The 17,293-nt window shown below is 59.8% G+C and carries 14 protein-coding genes and 3 pseudogenes; 13 read left to right on the top strand and 4 right to left on the bottom strand.

What is annotated here, in order from left to right; translation table 11 throughout:
• Positions 1-62: 62 nt before the first annotated feature.
• The 3 genes from PQR54_RS38490 to PQR54_RS38480 all read right to left on the bottom strand — a co-directional run bounded on the left by PQR54_RS38490 (position 63) and on the right by PQR54_RS38480 (position 2,629).
• Positions 63-515, bottom strand: coding sequence for a cupin domain-containing protein (locus tag PQR54_RS38490; protein WP_200565784.1), 453 nt, complete (start codon positions 513-515; stop codon positions 63-65).
• A gap of 120 nt (positions 516-635) precedes the next feature.
• Positions 636-1,058 (bottom strand): shikimate dehydrogenase family protein, encoded by a 423-nt coding sequence (locus PQR54_RS38485; RefSeq protein ID WP_408255302.1) that lies wholly within the window; start codon positions 1,056-1,058, stop codon positions 636-638.
• A 137-nt stretch (positions 1,059-1,195) separates the two neighbouring features.
• On the bottom strand, positions 1,196-2,629 hold the full coding sequence (locus PQR54_RS38480) for an MFS transporter (protein ID WP_200660380.1): 1,434 nt from the start codon (positions 2,627-2,629) through the stop codon (positions 1,196-1,198).
• A gap of 82 nt (positions 2,630-2,711) precedes the next feature.
• On the opposite strand from PQR54_RS38480, the gene PQR54_RS38475 reads away from it, so the two are divergent.
• From PQR54_RS38475 to PQR54_RS38440, 8 genes and pseudogenes are all read left to right on the top strand, one after another.
• Positions 2,712-3,521, top strand: coding sequence for an IclR family transcriptional regulator (locus PQR54_RS38475; RefSeq protein WP_054036920.1), 810 nt, complete (start codon positions 2,712-2,714; stop codon positions 3,519-3,521).
• 2 nt (positions 3,522-3,523) lie between these two features.
• Positions 3,524-4,327: a 2-keto-4-pentenoate hydratase gene (locus tag PQR54_RS38470; RefSeq protein WP_054036918.1), complete on the top strand. Its 804-nt coding sequence runs from the start codon at positions 3,524-3,526 to the stop codon at positions 4,325-4,327.
• A 12-nt stretch (positions 4,328-4,339) separates the two neighbouring features.
• Positions 4,340-5,233: a fumarylacetoacetate hydrolase family protein gene (locus tag PQR54_RS38465; RefSeq protein WP_408255299.1), complete on the top strand. Its 894-nt coding sequence runs from the start codon at positions 4,340-4,342 to the stop codon at positions 5,231-5,233.
• Positions 5,234-5,262: 29 nt separating this feature from the next.
• Positions 5,263-5,958, top strand: a complete 696-nt coding sequence (locus tag PQR54_RS38460) for a hypothetical protein (RefSeq protein WP_408255296.1) — start codon at positions 5,263-5,265, stop codon at positions 5,956-5,958.
• A 92-nt stretch (positions 5,959-6,050) separates the two neighbouring features.
• On the top strand, positions 6,051-7,622 hold the full coding sequence (locus PQR54_RS38455) for a UxaA family hydrolase (protein WP_408255293.1): 1,572 nt from the start codon (positions 6,051-6,053) through the stop codon (positions 7,620-7,622).
• A 257-nt stretch (positions 7,623-7,879) separates the two neighbouring features.
• Positions 7,880-8,023 (top strand): annotated as a pseudogene (locus PQR54_RS38450) (acetyl-CoA C-acetyltransferase); the annotation flags it as partial.
• 76 nt (positions 8,024-8,099) lie between these two features.
• Positions 8,100-8,252 (top strand): annotated as a pseudogene (locus PQR54_RS38445) (aldehyde dehydrogenase family protein); the annotation flags it as partial.
• Positions 8,253-8,320: 68 nt separating this feature from the next.
• A pseudogene (locus PQR54_RS38440) lies at positions 8,321-8,470 on the top strand (IS3 family transposase); the annotation flags it as partial.
• A 56-nt stretch (positions 8,471-8,526) separates the two neighbouring features.
• Here PQR54_RS38440 and PQR54_RS38435 read toward each other — a convergent pair.
• Positions 8,527-9,387 carry an IclR family transcriptional regulator gene (locus PQR54_RS38435; protein WP_408255290.1) on the bottom strand — a complete coding sequence of 287 codons (861 nt, stop codon included), beginning with the start codon at positions 9,385-9,387 and terminating at the stop codon, positions 8,527-8,529.
• Positions 9,388-9,576: 189 nt separating this feature from the next.
• On the opposite strand from PQR54_RS38435, the gene PQR54_RS38430 reads away from it, so the two are divergent.
• The 5 genes from PQR54_RS38430 (at position 9,577) to PQR54_RS38410 (ending at position 16,865) form a co-directional block, all read left to right on the top strand.
• The gene (locus tag PQR54_RS38430; RefSeq protein ID WP_408255287.1) at positions 9,577-10,464 is read left to right on the top strand and encodes a 3-hydroxyacyl-CoA dehydrogenase family protein; all 888 of its coding nucleotides are present in this window, start codon (positions 9,577-9,579) and stop codon (positions 10,462-10,464) included.
• A 339-nt stretch (positions 10,465-10,803) separates the two neighbouring features.
• The gene (locus PQR54_RS38425) at positions 10,804-12,222 is read left to right on the top strand and encodes a tannase/feruloyl esterase family alpha/beta hydrolase (protein WP_408255284.1); all 1,419 of its coding nucleotides are present in this window, start codon (positions 10,804-10,806) and stop codon (positions 12,220-12,222) included.
• Between the two features lie 104 nt (positions 12,223-12,326).
• Positions 12,327-14,042, top strand: a complete 1,716-nt coding sequence (locus tag PQR54_RS38420) for a tannase/feruloyl esterase family alpha/beta hydrolase (protein ID WP_408255281.1) — start codon at positions 12,327-12,329, stop codon at positions 14,040-14,042.
• Positions 14,043-14,410: 368 nt separating this feature from the next.
• The gene (locus PQR54_RS38415) at positions 14,411-15,328 is read left to right on the top strand and encodes a 3-hydroxyacyl-CoA dehydrogenase family protein (protein WP_408255279.1); all 918 of its coding nucleotides are present in this window, start codon (positions 14,411-14,413) and stop codon (positions 15,326-15,328) included.
• A 136-nt stretch (positions 15,329-15,464) separates the two neighbouring features.
• Positions 15,465-16,865 carry a GntP family permease gene (locus PQR54_RS38410; RefSeq protein ID WP_408255277.1) on the top strand — a complete coding sequence of 467 codons (1,401 nt, stop codon included), beginning with the start codon at positions 15,465-15,467 and terminating at the stop codon, positions 16,863-16,865.
• Positions 16,866-17,293: the final 428 nt, after the last annotated feature.

Genomic DNA, 17,293 nt, shown 5'->3' with positions numbered 1-17,293 from the left:
GACTGTCGTATGCGCCGAGAACAAGCGGTGTCATGACGCTCGAGAGGCCAGGGTGTAGACGATTACTTCCAGGGCGCCGGCGGTACGTCCAGATCCCAAGTCCCGTACACAGCGGGCTCGTTAATCTCAATGACCTCGAGATCGTCGGAGCGCCACATGACGTTGTGCGGAACGCCGGCCGGCTGTGACAATCCGTCACCCGCGTTAAGCGTCACGTCGCCCTCGATACCGGCGAAATGGAACGTCACGGATCCGCGCAGCACATACAGGTAGTGCCCGGTCATGTCGTGCCAATGCCAGCCAGTAGGCTCGGTGAACGGCTTCAGCGCACGAATGTGTTTCGCTCCGATGCGACCGTTGGTCACCGCGGCGAGTCCGAGGTCGCGATACTCAGAGTCGGCGCGCAGGCCCTCTTGGTTCCAGGGCGACTCGGCCGCGCTGATGCGCGCAAACGCGCTTAGAGATTGCGCGAGCTCACGTGGGCCGTCGTAGCGGGGTATGTCTTCGTTGTGCATTTGCATTTCCTTTGTGCGGCGTCAAGATATTCGCTAGTGCTGCGGTTACCTGATTCCTGTTCGGCTCAAGCCGAGTGGCACCGACGCACTACTAGCGAGCAGTGGGACCGGCCAAAGCAGCTACTTGAGAGCCAGATTTGCAACCTTTTGCGCATCGGCTGTTCCGATTCGTCCGGCCACAGCCTCGGCGCGCACCCGGTCGTAGTCGGCTTCGGATATCGTTCCGATCCGGCGCCCATCTGCTTCGCAGCGAATGACGTTGAGCGCGCCGACGCGACGAGCAGTCGAATCCAGCTCGTCGACAAACGCGAGCATCCGTTGCTTATGAGGCACTGTGACGAGCATCCCGGAGAGATTGCCCATCGCTCGTGCACCGGCGACGAAGGCCGGCAGGTTATCTGGTTTGACCCAGAAAGGAACGCAAACTGCGTCGGTGCACTGTTCGACAAACAGCCTGTTCAGCAACTGTGGCGACTTCGCCGCGCTCAGCGGGTCGCCTACCAAACCGCAGAGCCGCGTTCTGCCTAAGATATCTGGTTGCATTGCGTCTTAATGTAAAACGAGGGTCAATTCGTGCACATTCGAACCGGCGTACGGCTCTGAAGTGCAGGTTTGCATGCGATGTCCTATTTGCGTCGTGCCAACGCGGCGATCACGCCCGACAGGCAGCCGGCGGCAGCTCAAGGCCGCATGTTGTGGGCGAAACCCGACTCGGCGGCATCCTTGCTCGTCGTGGCCATCGCTTCACTGCGCAGGCGTTCATATTCGGCCGTAGGTACAGGAGTAGCGTTGCGGTCGCCGAGATCGTCGAGGCGAATTCGGTACGTTTCCCGGGTGGTGAACGCGGCAAACGCAGCAACCAGACAAATGCCGAACGTGAGAAAGCCAATTTTCAACGGAATGTCGGTGGACCCTGGGGGCGCGACTGCGACGAAAAGCGACGGCAGCAAGGCACACAAGGTCGTCCCTACGTTTTGTCCGATCGCCATGCCGGTGACACGCACGCGCGTGCGGAACAGTTCGGGGAAGAGACTCGGGAACACGCCGTTGAAGCCCTGGTAAGCGACGCCCCACATGAGCAACGAGAAGAGCAGTGAGAGCCAGATACTGTGGATGCTGATGGCGTACAGGTAGCCGAAAGCGAAGATTCCGGAGCTCACAACGCCGACGATAACGGGGGGCCTGCGACCGATCTTGTCCGAGAGGTTGCCCACGAGGGGGATCAGTATGACGGAGCAAAGGTTGCCAAGGACCGGCACCCACAGAAAGACGGCGGCAGGAAAGCCAATACCGTACGCCGGCTGGACCGCATAGGTCGCGCCGAAAACGGTCGCCAGAAGCGCGGTGACCGCGGCAAGCGCCATACCGACAACACGCAAGACGTCACCCCAGCTATCGCGCAGGACCTCGATCACCGGGGAAGAAGGAATTTCTCCGTGGGCCCGTTCTTCAGAAAAAGCAGGGGTCTCATCGACCTCGCGGCGAATGATGTAACCCGCAATGACCACGACGATGCTCAGCAGGAACGGAATGCGCCAACCCCACGAAGCAAACTGATCCTTTGGCATGAAGTGCGCGAGCGGCAAAAAAACGCCTGCCGCGAGGAGTTGTCCTGCCTGAACTCCCTGGAGGGTAAAGCTGGCAAAATATCCACGCCGTCCGAAAGGCGCGTGTTCAAGAATCATGGAGCTGGCGCCGGACATTTCACCCGCGACCGCAAATCCCTGAATGAGCCGCAGGACGACGAGCAGCACAGGTGCCCAGATGCCGATCTGCTGGTAGGTCGGCAAGAGCCCAACACACAGCGTTGCAAAGCCCATCAGGAACATGCAGAAGATCAGCACGGTCTTTCGCCCGTGACGATCGCCAAGGTGCCCCAGCACCATAGCCCCTATTGGTCTGGCGACATAGCCGACGCCGAACGTCGCCAGTGACGCGACGATGCCTACCGTTGGATTGTGTGAGGGAAAGAAGAGCTGCGGGAACAACAATGTCGCAGCCGTCGCGTAGATGAAAAAGTCGTAGTACTCGAGCGCTGAGCCGATCCAGCCACTGGCTGCTGCGATCTTCGACTGGCGCTTGCCGTGGGGCTTAGCGGGTGCTCGTGCGTTCATGCCTGTCTCCTGTAATTGACTTTTCGGTGCCGCTCGTTTATTGTTGTAACACCGTTCCAATAGGAAGGATGTTACTCAAATTATGAGAGTTGTCAAGGGAGCAGTTGACCGTTCGCTTCAAGCGATCGAGTTGCTCGCACGCGAGGCGCGCTGGATGCGTATGTCCGACATCGCCGCCGAACTCGAGCTGGAAAAAGGCCCCGCGCATCGGGTACTTGCGCAGCTGTGCGAGCAGGGCTGGGCTGAACAGGACGAAAACACTTCTCAATACCGTCTGACCCTGAAGCTTTCGCTGTTGGGTCAGCGGTATTTGCATGGACTTGGCTTGCCGGGCCTGGTGCAGCCGATCCTCGATGACGTGGCGGCGCACTGTCGCGAGCTCGTTCGGCTGACCGTCGCAAGTGAAGGGACGCTCGCGTGGCTGGCGTCCTCCCAAGGCGCGGCACCGGGCCTTATGTATTCGCCGTCCATGGATAGCCCTATTACCCTGCATGCAACGGCAAACGGGAAGGTGTGGCTGGCATCGATGTCGAACGACCGGGCAGTCGAATGCGCATTGGGTGGCGGACTCGGAAAAACTGGGTCCCGCGCATGCGGGCCAAAGGCGATCAACAGCGTCGAGCAGTTGATTCCCGAGTTGGAACTGACCAGACAGCGCGGCTATGGGCTTGTCGTGGAAGAAGCCGAACCCGGCGTTGCCGCGTTAGCGGTGCCCGTGCAGTCGCTGACCGACGGTACCGTGGTCGGCACGATGAGCATTGCTGGACCCGTCATGCGAGTTCAGCCCGAGCGCTATGACGACTTCTGCGCGTTGTTGAAAGAAGCGGCTTCGAAGCTAGGCGCGGTATGGCCGCGTGAGAGCGTTGGGGCGAACGTGAGCGAGGCGGCTTGAAGATGACAGCCGTAACACAGGCCGCCGAGGCTATCGCCAGTCCGCGCGAACAGGCCGCGAACCTTCTTGTGACGGCGCGCCAAACAGGCATGCTCGTCGAGCGGCTGCCAGTCGAACTACTGCCTGCGAGTCTGGACGACGGTTTCGCGATCCAGCAGGAGGTCAGCCGACAACTAGGCCGGCAAATCGGCGCATGGAAATGCGCGCTTCCGCAGCCGGGCAAAGTCATCGCCGCGCCGATCTACGACGCTGATATTCACCGAGGCGATGTTTGTCGCATGAGCGGGTCTGCGGGTGTCGCTGTAAGGGCGGAGCCGGAACTGGCCTGCCTACTGAAGTGCGACTTGCCGCCACGGCGCGGAGTCTATGGCGAAGCGGAAGTACTCGACGCGCTTGGGGACACGCACCTCGCGCTCGAATTGCTGGGCTGCCGTTATGCATGTCCAGAAAAGCTGACGTTTCCAGAACTACTGGCAGACGGGCTCTTTAACGCCGGCCTTGTCCTTGGACCCCGCGTGAACTTATTTGATGGCGCCACGCCGGCTGACCTTCCTGTGGAATTCGACCTTGGTCTGACCCGCATCGGGGAAGAGGCAGTCACGCTCACGGGACGCCACCCCGATCAGGGCGTGCTCGCGCCGATTGTGTGGCTCGCTAATTTCCTTCGTGCGCGCGGCCTCGGATTGTATGCAGGCCAAGCTGTGATCACCGGGTCCTACGCGGGCGTTCTCGACTTGACAGTCGGTCGTGAGTTGCTTATCCGCTTCGGCGAACTCGGCACATTGCCCATCAGTTTTTTGTCTTGACAGGAGTACTACATGCGTCTCGTCCGTTTCGGCCAACCTGGTCGTGAGCAGCCCGGCATTATCGATTCCAGCGGCGCGATCCGCGATCTGACTGGCATCGTGAACGACATTGATGGAACGGCTATCACGCCAGTCGCGCTTGCAAAGCTGAGCGAACTCGATTTAGATCGTTTGCCCGTCGTTGAAGCAGGCACGCGTCTCGGCGCGTGCGTCGGCAATGTCCGTAATCTCGTGTGCATTGGTCTGAACTACTCCGATCATGCTGCTGAAACCGACACGCCGATACCACGCGAACCTGTGGTCTTCAACAAGCATACGGGCTCAATCAGCGGCCCGAACGACCCGGTCATCTTGCCCGCAGACGCGCAAAAGCTGGATTGGGAGGTCGAACTCGGCGTGGTGATCGGCAAACCCGCCTGGCAGATCGACGAAGCAGACGCGCTAGACCATGTGGCGGGCTACTGCCTTGCGAATGATGTCTCCGAACGCGCGTATCAACTCGAACGCGAAGGCCAGTGGACCAAAGGTAAAAGCGGGTTTTCGTTCGCTCCGCTTGGCCCGTGGCTCGTAACCCGCGACGAAGTTTCCGATCCGCAGGTGCTCGACCTGTGGCTCGACGTCAACGGCATGCGCCGGCAGACCGGCAACACACGCACCATGATCTTCAACGTCGCGCACATTGTGGCGTATCTCAGCCGCTTCATGCCTTTGATGGCAGGCGACCTGATCATTACGGGCACGCCTCCCGGCGTGGGCCTCGGTCAAAAGCCGCCTGTATTCCTGAAAGCAGGCGACACCATGACGCTCGGTGGCAGCGGCCTCGGCGCGCAGACACAGAAGGTCGTCCAGTACACGGACACGCTCGGCGCAGCTTGGGGCCGCGGCGAATACCCATCGGCAGTTTAAGACGATTCGATTTGTCAAACGGAGGAGATATGAGCCTTGCTGGAACGGGCGTCGTCGCAATCTGGCATGACTTGCTGCCAGAAGCGAAAGATGAATTTTACGAGTGGCACAACCGCGAACACATGCCCGAACGCGCGGGCATCCCCGGGTTCAGGCGCGGTCGACGCTTCATTGCCCTGAACGCAGGGCCCGAGTACTTCAATCTGTACGAGGCCGACACCGTCGAAGTGCTTGGCGCGCAAGACTACCTGACCCGGCTGAATACGCCGACGCCCTGGACCAAGCAGGTTGTCGCCTCTTTCCGGAGCGTCGCGCGCTCAATCTGTCACGTCGCCTATTCGGACGGTGTTGGGCAGGGTGCCTATCTCATGAGCGTGCGCTTCGACGTGCCTTCGGATGCCCGGGCAGAGGTCGTGAAGGGTTTGCGTCAGCGAGTCCTACCGCCCCTCGTGGACCTACCGGGTATCACGGGCGTGCACCTGTGCCTTGCCGACGAAGCGATCAGCAAGGTGGAAACAGCGGAGAAGAAGGCGCGTTCAGAAGGCACCCAAGTACCGACATGGATCGTGTTAGTCGAAGGGTGCCGGGCAGACTATGTCCGTTCAGCGGTGGACCGTTTCGTTTCGGGACTCGCGGCACTTCCCCATGCCGGCGCGACAGACCCGGACACCACCCTCTATCAGCTTGAGTACACGCGCTGCAAAACGCCCTGGAGCGCTGGTTAAAGGTCGTCTGAGCACCGCTGCACGGTCCTTCGCGCGAATCCCATATGGACACGCGTGACCGGCCTTTACCCTGAAAACGTAGGAGTTGTGCCATGTCGTTGAATATTGCCGACACGTCCGCCCCATCCACCGCGTCGACGTCGGCTCGTGTTATACGGCTCAATCCTGCTGACGATGTCGTTATCGCACTTGAACAGCTTGTGTCCGGGACGGTGATTGACAAAGAAGCGGTGACTGTCTCGGGACTGATTCCGCCCGGGCACAAAGTGGCGACACGTGACATCGCTCAGAGCGAGGCGGTGCACCGCTACGGCCAGGTAATCGGCTTTGCAAGTCAGCCGATTCGCGCGGGGCAGCACGTACACACCCACAATCTCGCGATGGGTGACTTTGCGCGAGACTACGCATTTGGTCAGGCCGCGCGCCCGACTGTACGGTCGAATGAGGCCGCAACATTCCAGGGCATTGTCCGCGCAGACGGGCAAGTCGCCACACGGAACTATATCGGGATCCTCACCTCGGTGAACTGCTCGGCCACGGTTGCACGAGCCATTGCTGATCATTTCCGCCGCGACTTCCATCCCGAAGAACTGGCCGCGTTCCCGAATGTCGATGGCGTCGTGGCACTCACACACGGATCCGGTTGCGCTATCGACTCTGATGGCGATGGTCTAGCGATCTTGCAGCGCACAATTGGCGGCTATGCATGTCATCCGAACTTCGCAAGCGTGCTGCTCATCGGTCTCGGGTGTGAAACGAACCAGATCCCGCGACTTCTTGAGACACAGGGACTCCGGGAACACGACCGCTTGCGAACGTTCACGATCCAGGATAGCGGTGGTACGACACTGACGATCGCGAAGGGTGTTGAACTGGTTCGGCGCATGCTGCCCGAAGCGAACAACGTGAGGCGGGAGCCGGTCAGTGCAAGTCATCTCACGGTCGGTCTTCAATGCGGAGGGTCGGACGGGTATTCCGGCATCACCGCCAATCCCGTGCTTGGTGCAGCCGTTGATCTACTCGTGCAACACGGAGCCACTGCGATTCTCTCGGAGACGCCCGAAATCTATGGCGCGGAGCACTTACTTACGCGCCGAGCCGAAACGCCCGAGGTGGGTCGGAAGCTGATTGATCGCATCAAGTGGTGGGAGGCGTATGCGCACCGGCAAGGGGCTCAAATCAACAACAATCCGTCGGCGGGCAATAAGGCTGGCGGCTTGACGACCGTCCTCGAGAAATCATTGGGCGGCATCGCAAAGGCAGGCTCGACAAACCTCACCGAGGTGTACGAATACGCTCAGCCCGTTAAGGCGCGCGGTCTGGTGTTTATGGACACGCCCGGCTACGACCCAGTATCGGCTACGGGCCAGGTGGCCGGCGGTGCGAACCTGATCTGCTTCACGACGGGACGTGGTTCAGCTTACGGCTGCGCGCCCGCGCCGTCCGTCAAACTTGCGACGAACACAGCACTATGGCAACGACAGGCCGACGATATGGACCTGAACTGCGGAGACGTGTTGGAAGGGAAAACGACGATCGGGCAATTGGGCGGGGTGCTTTTCGAATTGCTGCTAGACGTCGCCTCGGGGACCCGTTCTCGCAGCGAGCAGCACGGCTACGGACAGAACGAATTCGTACCTTGGCAGATTAGCGCAATCATGTGAGCACGCGTCAATGACATTTGCGGTCTCAGTTCTGCTAACCACGTATCGGTCTTCGCCGCCGCCCTTTCCTAAGGAGCTGCGTCTCTGCGAGCGCGCTCAGTTGAAGGGCTGGAGTCGGAATCGGCCCCGATGCAGAGGTATTTTCGGAATCGCAACCTATGTCTTCAGTCGGACTCGGTGCCGATATCGACTTGCTACCGATCGTCGGCTGGCAGGTTTATGCCGAAGAAAGCAGCGTGCTGGCCAGCGAAGTCCTCCGGGGTCACCCGATCGGCGCGACGGGCGCGCGCCTCGTCGTGACGCTCCTGAGTGCACTCCGCCAGCGCGGCGATACGCGAGGCGTCGCGAGTCTGTGTATCGGCGGCGGTGAGGCCACGGCGCTTGCAATTGAGATCGTCTGAGCAACATGATCGGCGCTTAGGGAAAACCGTGAACCCGCCGCCCCCCTTCTAGATGTCAAGTGCCGAGCATCGGGGATTGATGGTCAACACCGCGACGGCCGGGGTCGATTATCACGTTCCGTTCGGTGGTCGCAAAGGTTCGAGCTATGGTCCGCGGGAACAGGGGACCTATGCGCGCGAGTTTTATACGACCGTGAAAACCACATACGTCGCTCCTGGGAACGTTTGAGCAAGCAATGAAATAGCGAGAACTGGCGGCAACGAATGAGGCACTCGAGTTCTCGCTGCATTTAACACAGAATCTACCAGGCTCACTACGCAACGCGTGCCCACGGCCGCCTGGATATCGTCGATTGGATCGAGGGCTATCACAATCGGCAACGCCTGCATATCTCGATCGCCTTCCTTACCCCCGTCGACTACAAGGTCAGCTTGATTGCCGCATGAGTTGCTGTACGTGAATACGAGGCAGGGTCAAACATCCGAAACTGCACGTTGACTGCTCATGCGCCATGCAGCGAGCCTCGCGGGCGGTTCTCCATGCGGACGGCCTGGCCGCCCAACCTTTCGGTCAACTCGCGGGCGACGCCCAGCGCTACATCTCGATGGCGCTCGGCGGCCTTGCCTTCCAGGGATGTCGTGCTCACGCAGACCGAAACCGCTGCTACCGCGGCGCCAGTGGCGTCGAACACCGGAGCCCCGAACGCATAGACGCCTTCCCGAATACCTTGATCATCAACGCTGTACCCGCGCTGTCTCGTAAGTTCCAGCTCTTTGAGAAGAATATTCAGGGCTCGAGACCCGCCTGAACTCTTCGAACTCTGCAGCCCCTCGCTTATGATCCGCCTGGCCTCCTCAGCCGGCAAGTACGCAAGCATCGCCTTGCCGCTCGCCGAAACCCACGCAGGGAACTTAAGACCCACCCGAAATGCGAGCCCAAGCGGCCGAATGCTGTTTCGGACAGCGAGGTAAACCGCGTCGCTACCGCTGAGGACCGACAGTAAGACTGTCTCTTCGGGAGAGCTTCTGCTGTCTGACCATATCGCGTTGAACTCACGTGCGACGTCTGTTCCGGCGAGAAACAACTCAGCGAGGCTAACAATTTTTGGGCTGAGGCGGTAGCTGCCGTCCTGTTGACGACGCACGTAGCCACACGACGTCAACGTATTGCAGATCGCCCGCACGCTGCTCTTCGGTAGCGCCAACTCAGAAGTCAGCCGCGCCAGGCTGATCGGCTCCGTCTGCCGACTCAGCAACTCCAGGACGGACAAGGCACGCACGACCGCAGGGACATGCTCGATCTGTTCGTTTCCTGCGCTAGCCGGCTTCGGAATGGGTGCAATCATTTTCTGTGGAGTGAGCATTGACGATTCGGTTTGATCAGACAACGGAGAGCACAGAGGGAACAAAGTCTAGCGAACGGAAACTCGCGAATCACGGAAAGATGCTGTCTTAGGGCAAACGCGAATAGACCGCGCAACCGCGCCGCTCGACACTGTACAGCATATTAACCGTGCGTACAGCCCGCTGTACGATTAACCCCTCTTACTGTTATGACTATAACGGAAGCGCAGCGCAAGGTCGCGGTGGCACATGCTGACCCGATGGGTTGTGGCATCGCATCCGTATTTGCTTTAGCAGGGTTAGATATCGTCTATGACCTCGCCCCCCTGGAGGTGAGCCATGCGAAGCAGAACTGTCATGCCGTGTTCCTCGAATTGGCAGTTGCCAGGGTGGTCACCCAGTCCCAAGTGGCAACTGCGGAAGGCAGAGTTCGTTCGGTCAAATCGATCGCCGAACTCAGTGAAGCCGCACTGGCCATAGAGACGATAGTCAAATCGGTGGACGCCAGGCAGTCGCTCTACTTCGCTCTTGAGGGTGTCCTCTCGGAAACCGTGATCCTTGCGTTCAGCACTAGCGGCATCGTGCCGGAAGCGCTCAGCGAGCATTTGCGTCGGCAGGGCCGCTTCCTGGTCGCGCACTTCTGGGACGCGCCGCACATCATTCCGCTGGTTGAGGTGGTACCTGCTCCGAGAATCGAACATGACACGGTGGCCGCGACCATGGAGTGGTTGACGGCGGCGAATTGCAAGCCGGTCTTGCTGAGCAAGGCCGTTTTTGGGTTCATCGGCAATCGTCTCCAGTTTTGCGGTGCTGCGCGAAGTTCTACACATGCTTCACGCCGGTATTGCCGACGCGCACACCGTCGACGAAGTCATGAAGCAATCACTCGGACGACGTTACCGATGGTCGGACCGTTGGAAGGTGCCGACATCGGCGGCCTCGAGACTTTCTTGGCCATCGGATCGCAATTGCTGCCGCATCTAGCGAGCAGCGACCAAGGGCTTGACGTCCTTCGTCGGCTCGTGAGTGAGAAGCATGGCGGTCGGCGAGACGGCAGGGCATCTACCCATGAAATGTGGAACGCAACGTCAGCTTAAGCCAATCGCGCTTGCAGATGTCGACGGAAGCGCTTGACCGAGATGCGGGCCCGACGGTCCGACGTGACTCGTACTTACCCAAAAGAGTAGAACGGCATGCGACAACCTAAGCTTTCTCTTGGCCGCCTCAGTCTTCAAACGTTCAGAGTCATTCGAAAAACATTGGAGGCAGATATCAATCGCACACATCTACTTTGCTCAGGAACGGTGATCGGAAGTGTCAGCTTTCTTCTCGCTGCGTGCGGGGGAAACAGTAGCGGAGACTCGCAGGTCGGGGCCGCCAGCGCAGCGAGCGTTTGCGCAAAACTCAATGGAGCAACTACTGGCGGTGTAGCGGGCTTGAGCGCGAAAGTCATTCCCGCTACCTCGACCGCACCCACATACTGCCAAGTCACTGGCACGATTCCCCCGCAACTAGGCATTGAAATCCGCTTGCCCGACGACTGGAACGGCAAACTGTATTACCAAGGCGGCTCCGGAATGGATGGCTCCATCCCGGATTTACCGGTAGGTGCATTGACGAAGGGGTACGCCGAAGTTGGAAGCGACGGGGGCCATAAGGGGAACGCCTTCGACGCAAGCTTTGCCCTGAACGATCCCCTTGCGTTGAACATGTGGGGACATCTTTCCATCCCCACTGCGCTGTCATCTGCAAAAGAAGTCGTTCGAGATGCATATGGAAGATTCCCCGACCGCTCCTATTTCGATGGTTGCTCCACGGGTGGCAGGGAGGCGCTGATGACAGTTCAGCGATATCCAACCCTGTTTGACGGCGTCATCGCGGGCGACCCGTCCTACGACTTTGTCGGACTGATCGGATGGTTCAATCGAAACGCAAAGGCTTTGGCAGCGCCAGGTGGCGCCTTGACTAGCGCAAAGCTACAACTCCTTTCGCAAGCGGTTCTCCAAAAGTGCGACGCACTGGATGGTGTCGTGGATGGAATAGTTTCAAATCCCGCAGCCTGCAGCAAGTCGGGATTTGATCCGCGGGCGCTGCGCTGTGCTGGCGGAGGCGACTCGGGAAACACCTGTCTTTCAGATGCTCAGCTGAACTCGATCGCCTCGCTAACGACGACTGCACAGTTTGGAACCGCACCGAACACCTACACTCAAGTCGGACACCCATTCACTGGAAATGAGGCTACGCAGTGGCTGGCGGGTTCTGCGGGCGCTAAAGGCGATGGGGACTATACGGTCAGTGCCGGATACCTGTTTGAAGACACGATCATCAAAAACATTATCGCAAGGAATCCTGCGGTTAACCCTCTGACGTTCACCTACGATCAGGATCTGAATGCGCTCTTCTCAACGGCATCCATCGTCAATGCCACCTCCACAGACATTCGCCCGTTTATAAATAATGGAGGCAAGCTGATCATGTGGCACGGAGGCTCGGATGATTTCTATCCGGCTCAAGGAACGGCCAACTACTATGACGCCATGGTCTCGGCGGTCGGTGGGAAATCCGTGGCGGATTCCGCCGTTCGATTGTATATACCCCCCGGGGTTGGACATTGTGGAAATGGCCCCGGCGCAGCGCCCGCTGATAGCGATCTGCTGCAATCCCTCGACGACTGGGTGACGAAAAGCATATCGCCAGGCACGCTGTTCGCGACGAAACTGACCCCTAGTGGTGACACCGCCTTCACTCGTCCCTTGTGTCAGTACCCGACATATCCCCGGTACACCGGCCCCGCGGATGACGCGGCGGCGGCAAAGCTTGCCCGCAACTACACATGTACCGCACCGAGTCCGTGAATTCAGGGGTTCGCCTCGAGATGCCGAGCGCGGCAAAGAAGCGCTTGATCGAAATCCGGGCCCGACGGTCCGACTTGCCTCTAATCCCAAAGACTAGGAACAGCATGCGACACTCTCAGCTTTCTCTTGGCCGCCTCTTCCTGTTGCTGGCTCTATCGAGCTCCGCCCTGCTGGTCGGGTGCGGCGGTGGCGACGACAACATTTCGCCCCCTTCGCAGCCGCTGAACTGCGCGGATTTGAGCGGAATGACCATCGCCCCGGCCAGCATCGGTCTGCCGACAACTGGCGCGACCGTCACCGCGGCTACGCCCGTCGCGGCGGCCGGCAGCGGTGTCACCGCAACTCCTGATTATTGCAAGGTCAGCGCGGCGATCTCCCCCATCGATCCGGCGGCGCCGAAGATCATGATGCAGATCGCCCTTCCGAACACCTGGAACCACAAGGTGATGATGTTCGGAGGCGGAGGCTATGACGGAACGATCCCCGACGTGGCCGGCAATGTTCCGGCGGGCCCCACGGCCGAAGCAACTCCACTTGGCCGCGGCTACGCGACGTTCGCGAGCGATTCCGGCCACCAGGCAAATGCGCTCGGCAGTCAGGATGGCTCCTTCGGCCTCAACAACGAGGCCGTCAACAACTTCTCAGGCGACGCGCTGAAGAAGACGCGCGATGTGGCCATCGCGATCATCAACGCCCGTTACGCCGTGAACGGACCAGCCAAAGCGTACTTCGCCGGTGGGTCTTCAGGCGGTCGCGAGGCGCTCGAAGTGGCGCAGAAGTGGCCACAGGATTGGGACGGTGTGATCGCCCTGTATCCCGCCGGCGCGGCTGCTAGCCTCGATCTGCAGTTCGGCCGCATTACTCGGGCGCTGGCACAGCCTGGCGCGTATCCGAACGCGGAGAAACGGAAAGTCCTGTACGACGCGTCGATTCAGGCGTGCGACATGCTGGACGGTGTCGCCGACGGGCTGATCAGCAATATTAAAGCCTGCAACGCGACCTTCAATCCGGCGACGGCGACCGTGAATGGCCGGCCGCTGCGCTGCGCGGGCGGTGCTGATACCGGCGACACCTGCCTGTCGGACGCGCAGATCGCTGCGTTCAATACGATAAACACGCCCATCACGTTCGACTACTCGCTAGCGAGCGGCGAAACGCAATACCCCGGCTTCAACACGTGGGGGACCGACTTCGGCATCCCGAACGCCAGCCCCCTTCAGGTCGCGGTCTCGTTCCTGTCGTTAAACAGTGCCCAACCTGCCAGCCCGATGCCGAATGCCGCGCCGTATGGCACCGTGTTCTGGGATCAGTGGGTGCGCTTTTTTGTGACGAGAGATCCGAACTTCAACTCCCTCACACTCGACCCGCAGAACCCTGGCGCGTACCAGGCGCGCATCAGCGCGCTGACCGGCCTGCAGGACGTCAATAAGACCGACCTGACGGCGTTCCAATCGAAGGGCGGCAAGGTCTTGATCGCGCACGGCATGAGCGATGCGCTCGTCAGCACGCGCGCGACGGAACAGTATGTTGACCGCGTGCGCTCGACGATGGGCGTTGCCCGCGTCGACACGTTCTTGCGCTACTACGAGATTCCTGGATACGGCCACGCGGCCAGTACGGTGTTTAACGCTTCCTGGGATTCGTTGACGACGCTCGAGAACTGGGTGGAGCGAGGCGTTGCGCCGCCGCCGCAAGTTGTCTCAGATACGGTTGGGATTCCAGGCCGGACGCGACCGCTCTGCCAATATCCGGCGTGGCCAAAATATGCCGGCTCGGGCGACGTGAACATGGCCTCGAACTTTGCTTGCGTTAATCAGTGATGGTCCGTCGGGGCGCCGCTCGTTGCGTGTGCGGGTCTCGGCTGGGTACTTCGCTTCGCGGGGTGTGCCGGGAAACACGGACCTCAGCCGCGCGGGGCAACCGTCCGAGGTGTCATGCCAGCGACCCGATGCCCCTCGCTCCAGAGTCCAGCAAAGCATGGCGAAAATAACAAAGCGGCACGGCGTCGCGCGGCGACCCTCGCAAGACAACTCCTATGATGATCAATGCACACCTGAACGAATTCAGTGCACTGCGGAGCCTGGCGCTGCAGTCGCATTTCCCGCCCTTTGACCCGCTGGCAGAAGGAGCCTCTGTGGCCCAGGATTTGCCTTACTAAACGAACTTGATCCATTCTAAAGGAGTACCAATGGCAAACGAAGTAATCGGAGTCGTGGGCGGCGGCCTCATGGGAATCGGCATTGCAACAAAATGTGCGCTCGCCGGCTTCCGAACGACCGTCGTCGATACCAATCGCGATCGCATTGCCGAGTTATCCAAGTCCGCATCGACCATCTTGTCCGAGTTGATCGACGCGGATCTCATCACGTGCGCCCAGTGCGACCAAGCGCTCGGCAACCTGCATGTCTCGGACGAGCTATTCGATCTCACTGACGCCAACATCGCGATCGAGGCTATTCCCGAAATCCTTTCAGCCAAGCATCAGTTGTTTGAGAAGCTGGAAAGGATCATGCGGCCGGATGCGGTGATTGCGAGCAATACAAGCAGCTTCCCGCCGGACGCGCTGTCTGAACACATGGTGCAAAAGGAACGCTTCGTTATCGCTCATTTCTGGAATCCGCCGCACGTGATTCCGCTTGTGGAAGTCGTGCCCGGTACAGATACGAACAAGAGCGTCATCGATCGGCTCGTACGGCTGCTGACCGAGATCCGGTCGGAGCCGGTCGTGCTGAATGCGGCGATTCCCGGGTTCATTGGCAATCGATTGCAGTTCGCCGTACTGCGCGAGGCTTTGCACATTGTCAGCACGGGCGCTGCGACGCCGGAGACCGTGGATGCCGTGATGAAAGCATCGCTGGGGCGGCGTTACGGCATGATGGGTCCGTTCGAAGGCGCCGATCTCGGTGGTCTGGGCACGTTCCTGTCGGTTGCGAGTCATCTGATGCCCCAACTGGCGAAAGGCGAAGAGGTTCTTGACTTGCTCCGTGAGCATACCAAAAAGGGCGAACTCGGCGTCAGCACCGGTCGGGGTTTCTATAAGTGGGACCAGGCTCGAATCGAAGACCTGAAGGCGCTCCGTCGCCGACAACTCGTCACAGCGAAATGACCTCCCAGGCATTGCAGCGATGACATAGATCCGAGTTCACACCTCACCGTGTCAAACGCAAGCGCATTTCATTGAGTCGAAGCTTTGCTGGTCGGCCGATGACTGACCTTATATCTACAAATATTAGGAGACTCGTTTGTCTTTCATGATCGTCCTCACCGCGCTGGTGTTTCTGATGTTTGCCGCGTATCGCGGCTACAGCGTCATTCTGTTTGCGCCGATCGCGGCTCTCGGCGCGGTGCTGCTGACCGATCCGGGCGCCGTCGCGCCAGTCTTCTCCGGGATTTTCATGGAGAAGATGGTCGGATTCGTGAAGCTTTACTTCCCCGTGTTTCTGCTGGGCGCGGTGTTCGGTAAAGTCATCGAACTCTCCGGCTTTTCTGAGTCGATCGTGGCTGCGGCCATCCGTTATATCGGCCGCTCGCGTGCGAATGCGGTGATCGTCGCGGTGTGCGCGCTGCTCACCTACGGCGGCGTCTCGCTGTTCGTGGTGGTGTTCGCTGTGTATCCGTTCGCAGCCGAGCTGTACCGCCAGAGCAATATTCCGAAACGCCTGATGCCTGGCGCGATCGCGCTCGGCGCGTTCTCGTTCACCATGGATTCGCTGCCGGGCACGCCGCAGATCCAGAACATCATCCCGACCACCTTCTTCAAGACGACGTCCTGGGCCGCGCCGACGCTTGGCGTGATCGGCTCGCTGTTCATCATCGTGGTCGGCCTCACGTATCTGGAGTGGCGCCGCCGCGCGGCAATGGCGACCGGCGAAGGTTACGGCACGGAGCTTGTCAACGAGCCGGATCGCGTGGAATCCAAGCAACTGCCGCATCCGTTGCTGGCGGTTGCGCCGCTGGTTCTGGTGGGCATCGCGAACTTCCTGCTGACCCGCTGGATTCCGAACTGGTACGGCGCGTCGTACACCGTTGCGCCGGACATTCTGCCGGGCGTTCACGCACCGGTCACGACGACGATCAAGGCCGTGGTCGCCATCTGGGCCGTGGAAGGCGCACTGCTGCTGGGTATCGTGATGGTCGTGGTGACGGCGTTCGGCAGCGTGCGCGAGCGCTTCGCGATCGGCACCAAGGCGGCGGTGGCGGGCGCACTGCTGGCTTCGTTGAATACGGCGTCGGAGTATGGTTTTGGTGGCGTGATCGCAGCCTTGCCGGGCTTCCTGGTGGTCAGCGATGCACTGAAGAGCATTCCGAATCCGCTCGTCAATGCCGCGGTTTCGGTGAGCTCGCTGGCGGGTATCACGGGCTCGGCATCGGGAGGCATGAGCATCGCGCTCGCGGCTATGTCCGACACGTTCATCAAGGGCGCGGAAGCGGCGCATATCCCGATGGAAGTACTGCACCGGGTCGTCGCGATGGCGAGCGGCGGTATGGACACGCTGCCGCATAACGGCGCGGTGATCACGCTACTGGCAGTCACGGGATTGACGCATCGCCAGTCGTATCGCGAGATCTTCGCCGTGACGGTGATCAAAACGCTCGCGGTGTTTTTCGTAATCGCTCTTTATTACGTGACGGGAATCGTGTAGTTGGATAGATCTGGCCTTGTCGCTCAGCGCACGAATGCGCTGATGCGGCAAATCAGCGGTGATTACCGAGCAGTGGAAATTAGATAGTTTTGCTTCAACCACAATTCCTACATTGGTTTGCCGCGGCGCCGCTGCAAAGACGCAATGTTCGGGCATTGAAAAGCGACCAGGATGAAGCGTTCAGGCCATCGCGCAATTTTTCAATTCGTGATAGCTCGGTAATTCATTTCGGCCAACGACGGCACCATTTGGCCGGTCGTGCGAACATCCATATTTCAGACGCTGAATATTGATTGTGCCTTGTGCTACTTTTCACTGGCTACAAGCGGCTGATAGTCGCTAACGAGATCTTGCGAGTTCCACGAGGATGATTAGATCAGCAGCGTGTAAGGCGCCTCTGAGCTTGCCCCCGAAAAACGAATCCCTTC

Origin of the sequence: Paraburkholderia phytofirmans, assembly GCF_046028095.1 — a bacterium.
Taxonomy (GTDB): Bacteria; Pseudomonadota; Gammaproteobacteria; order Burkholderiales; family Burkholderiaceae; genus Paraburkholderia; species Paraburkholderia phytofirmans_A.
The sequence above is the reverse complement of the archived record's forward strand: the minus strand, read 5'-3'. Positions and strand labels throughout refer to the sequence as shown.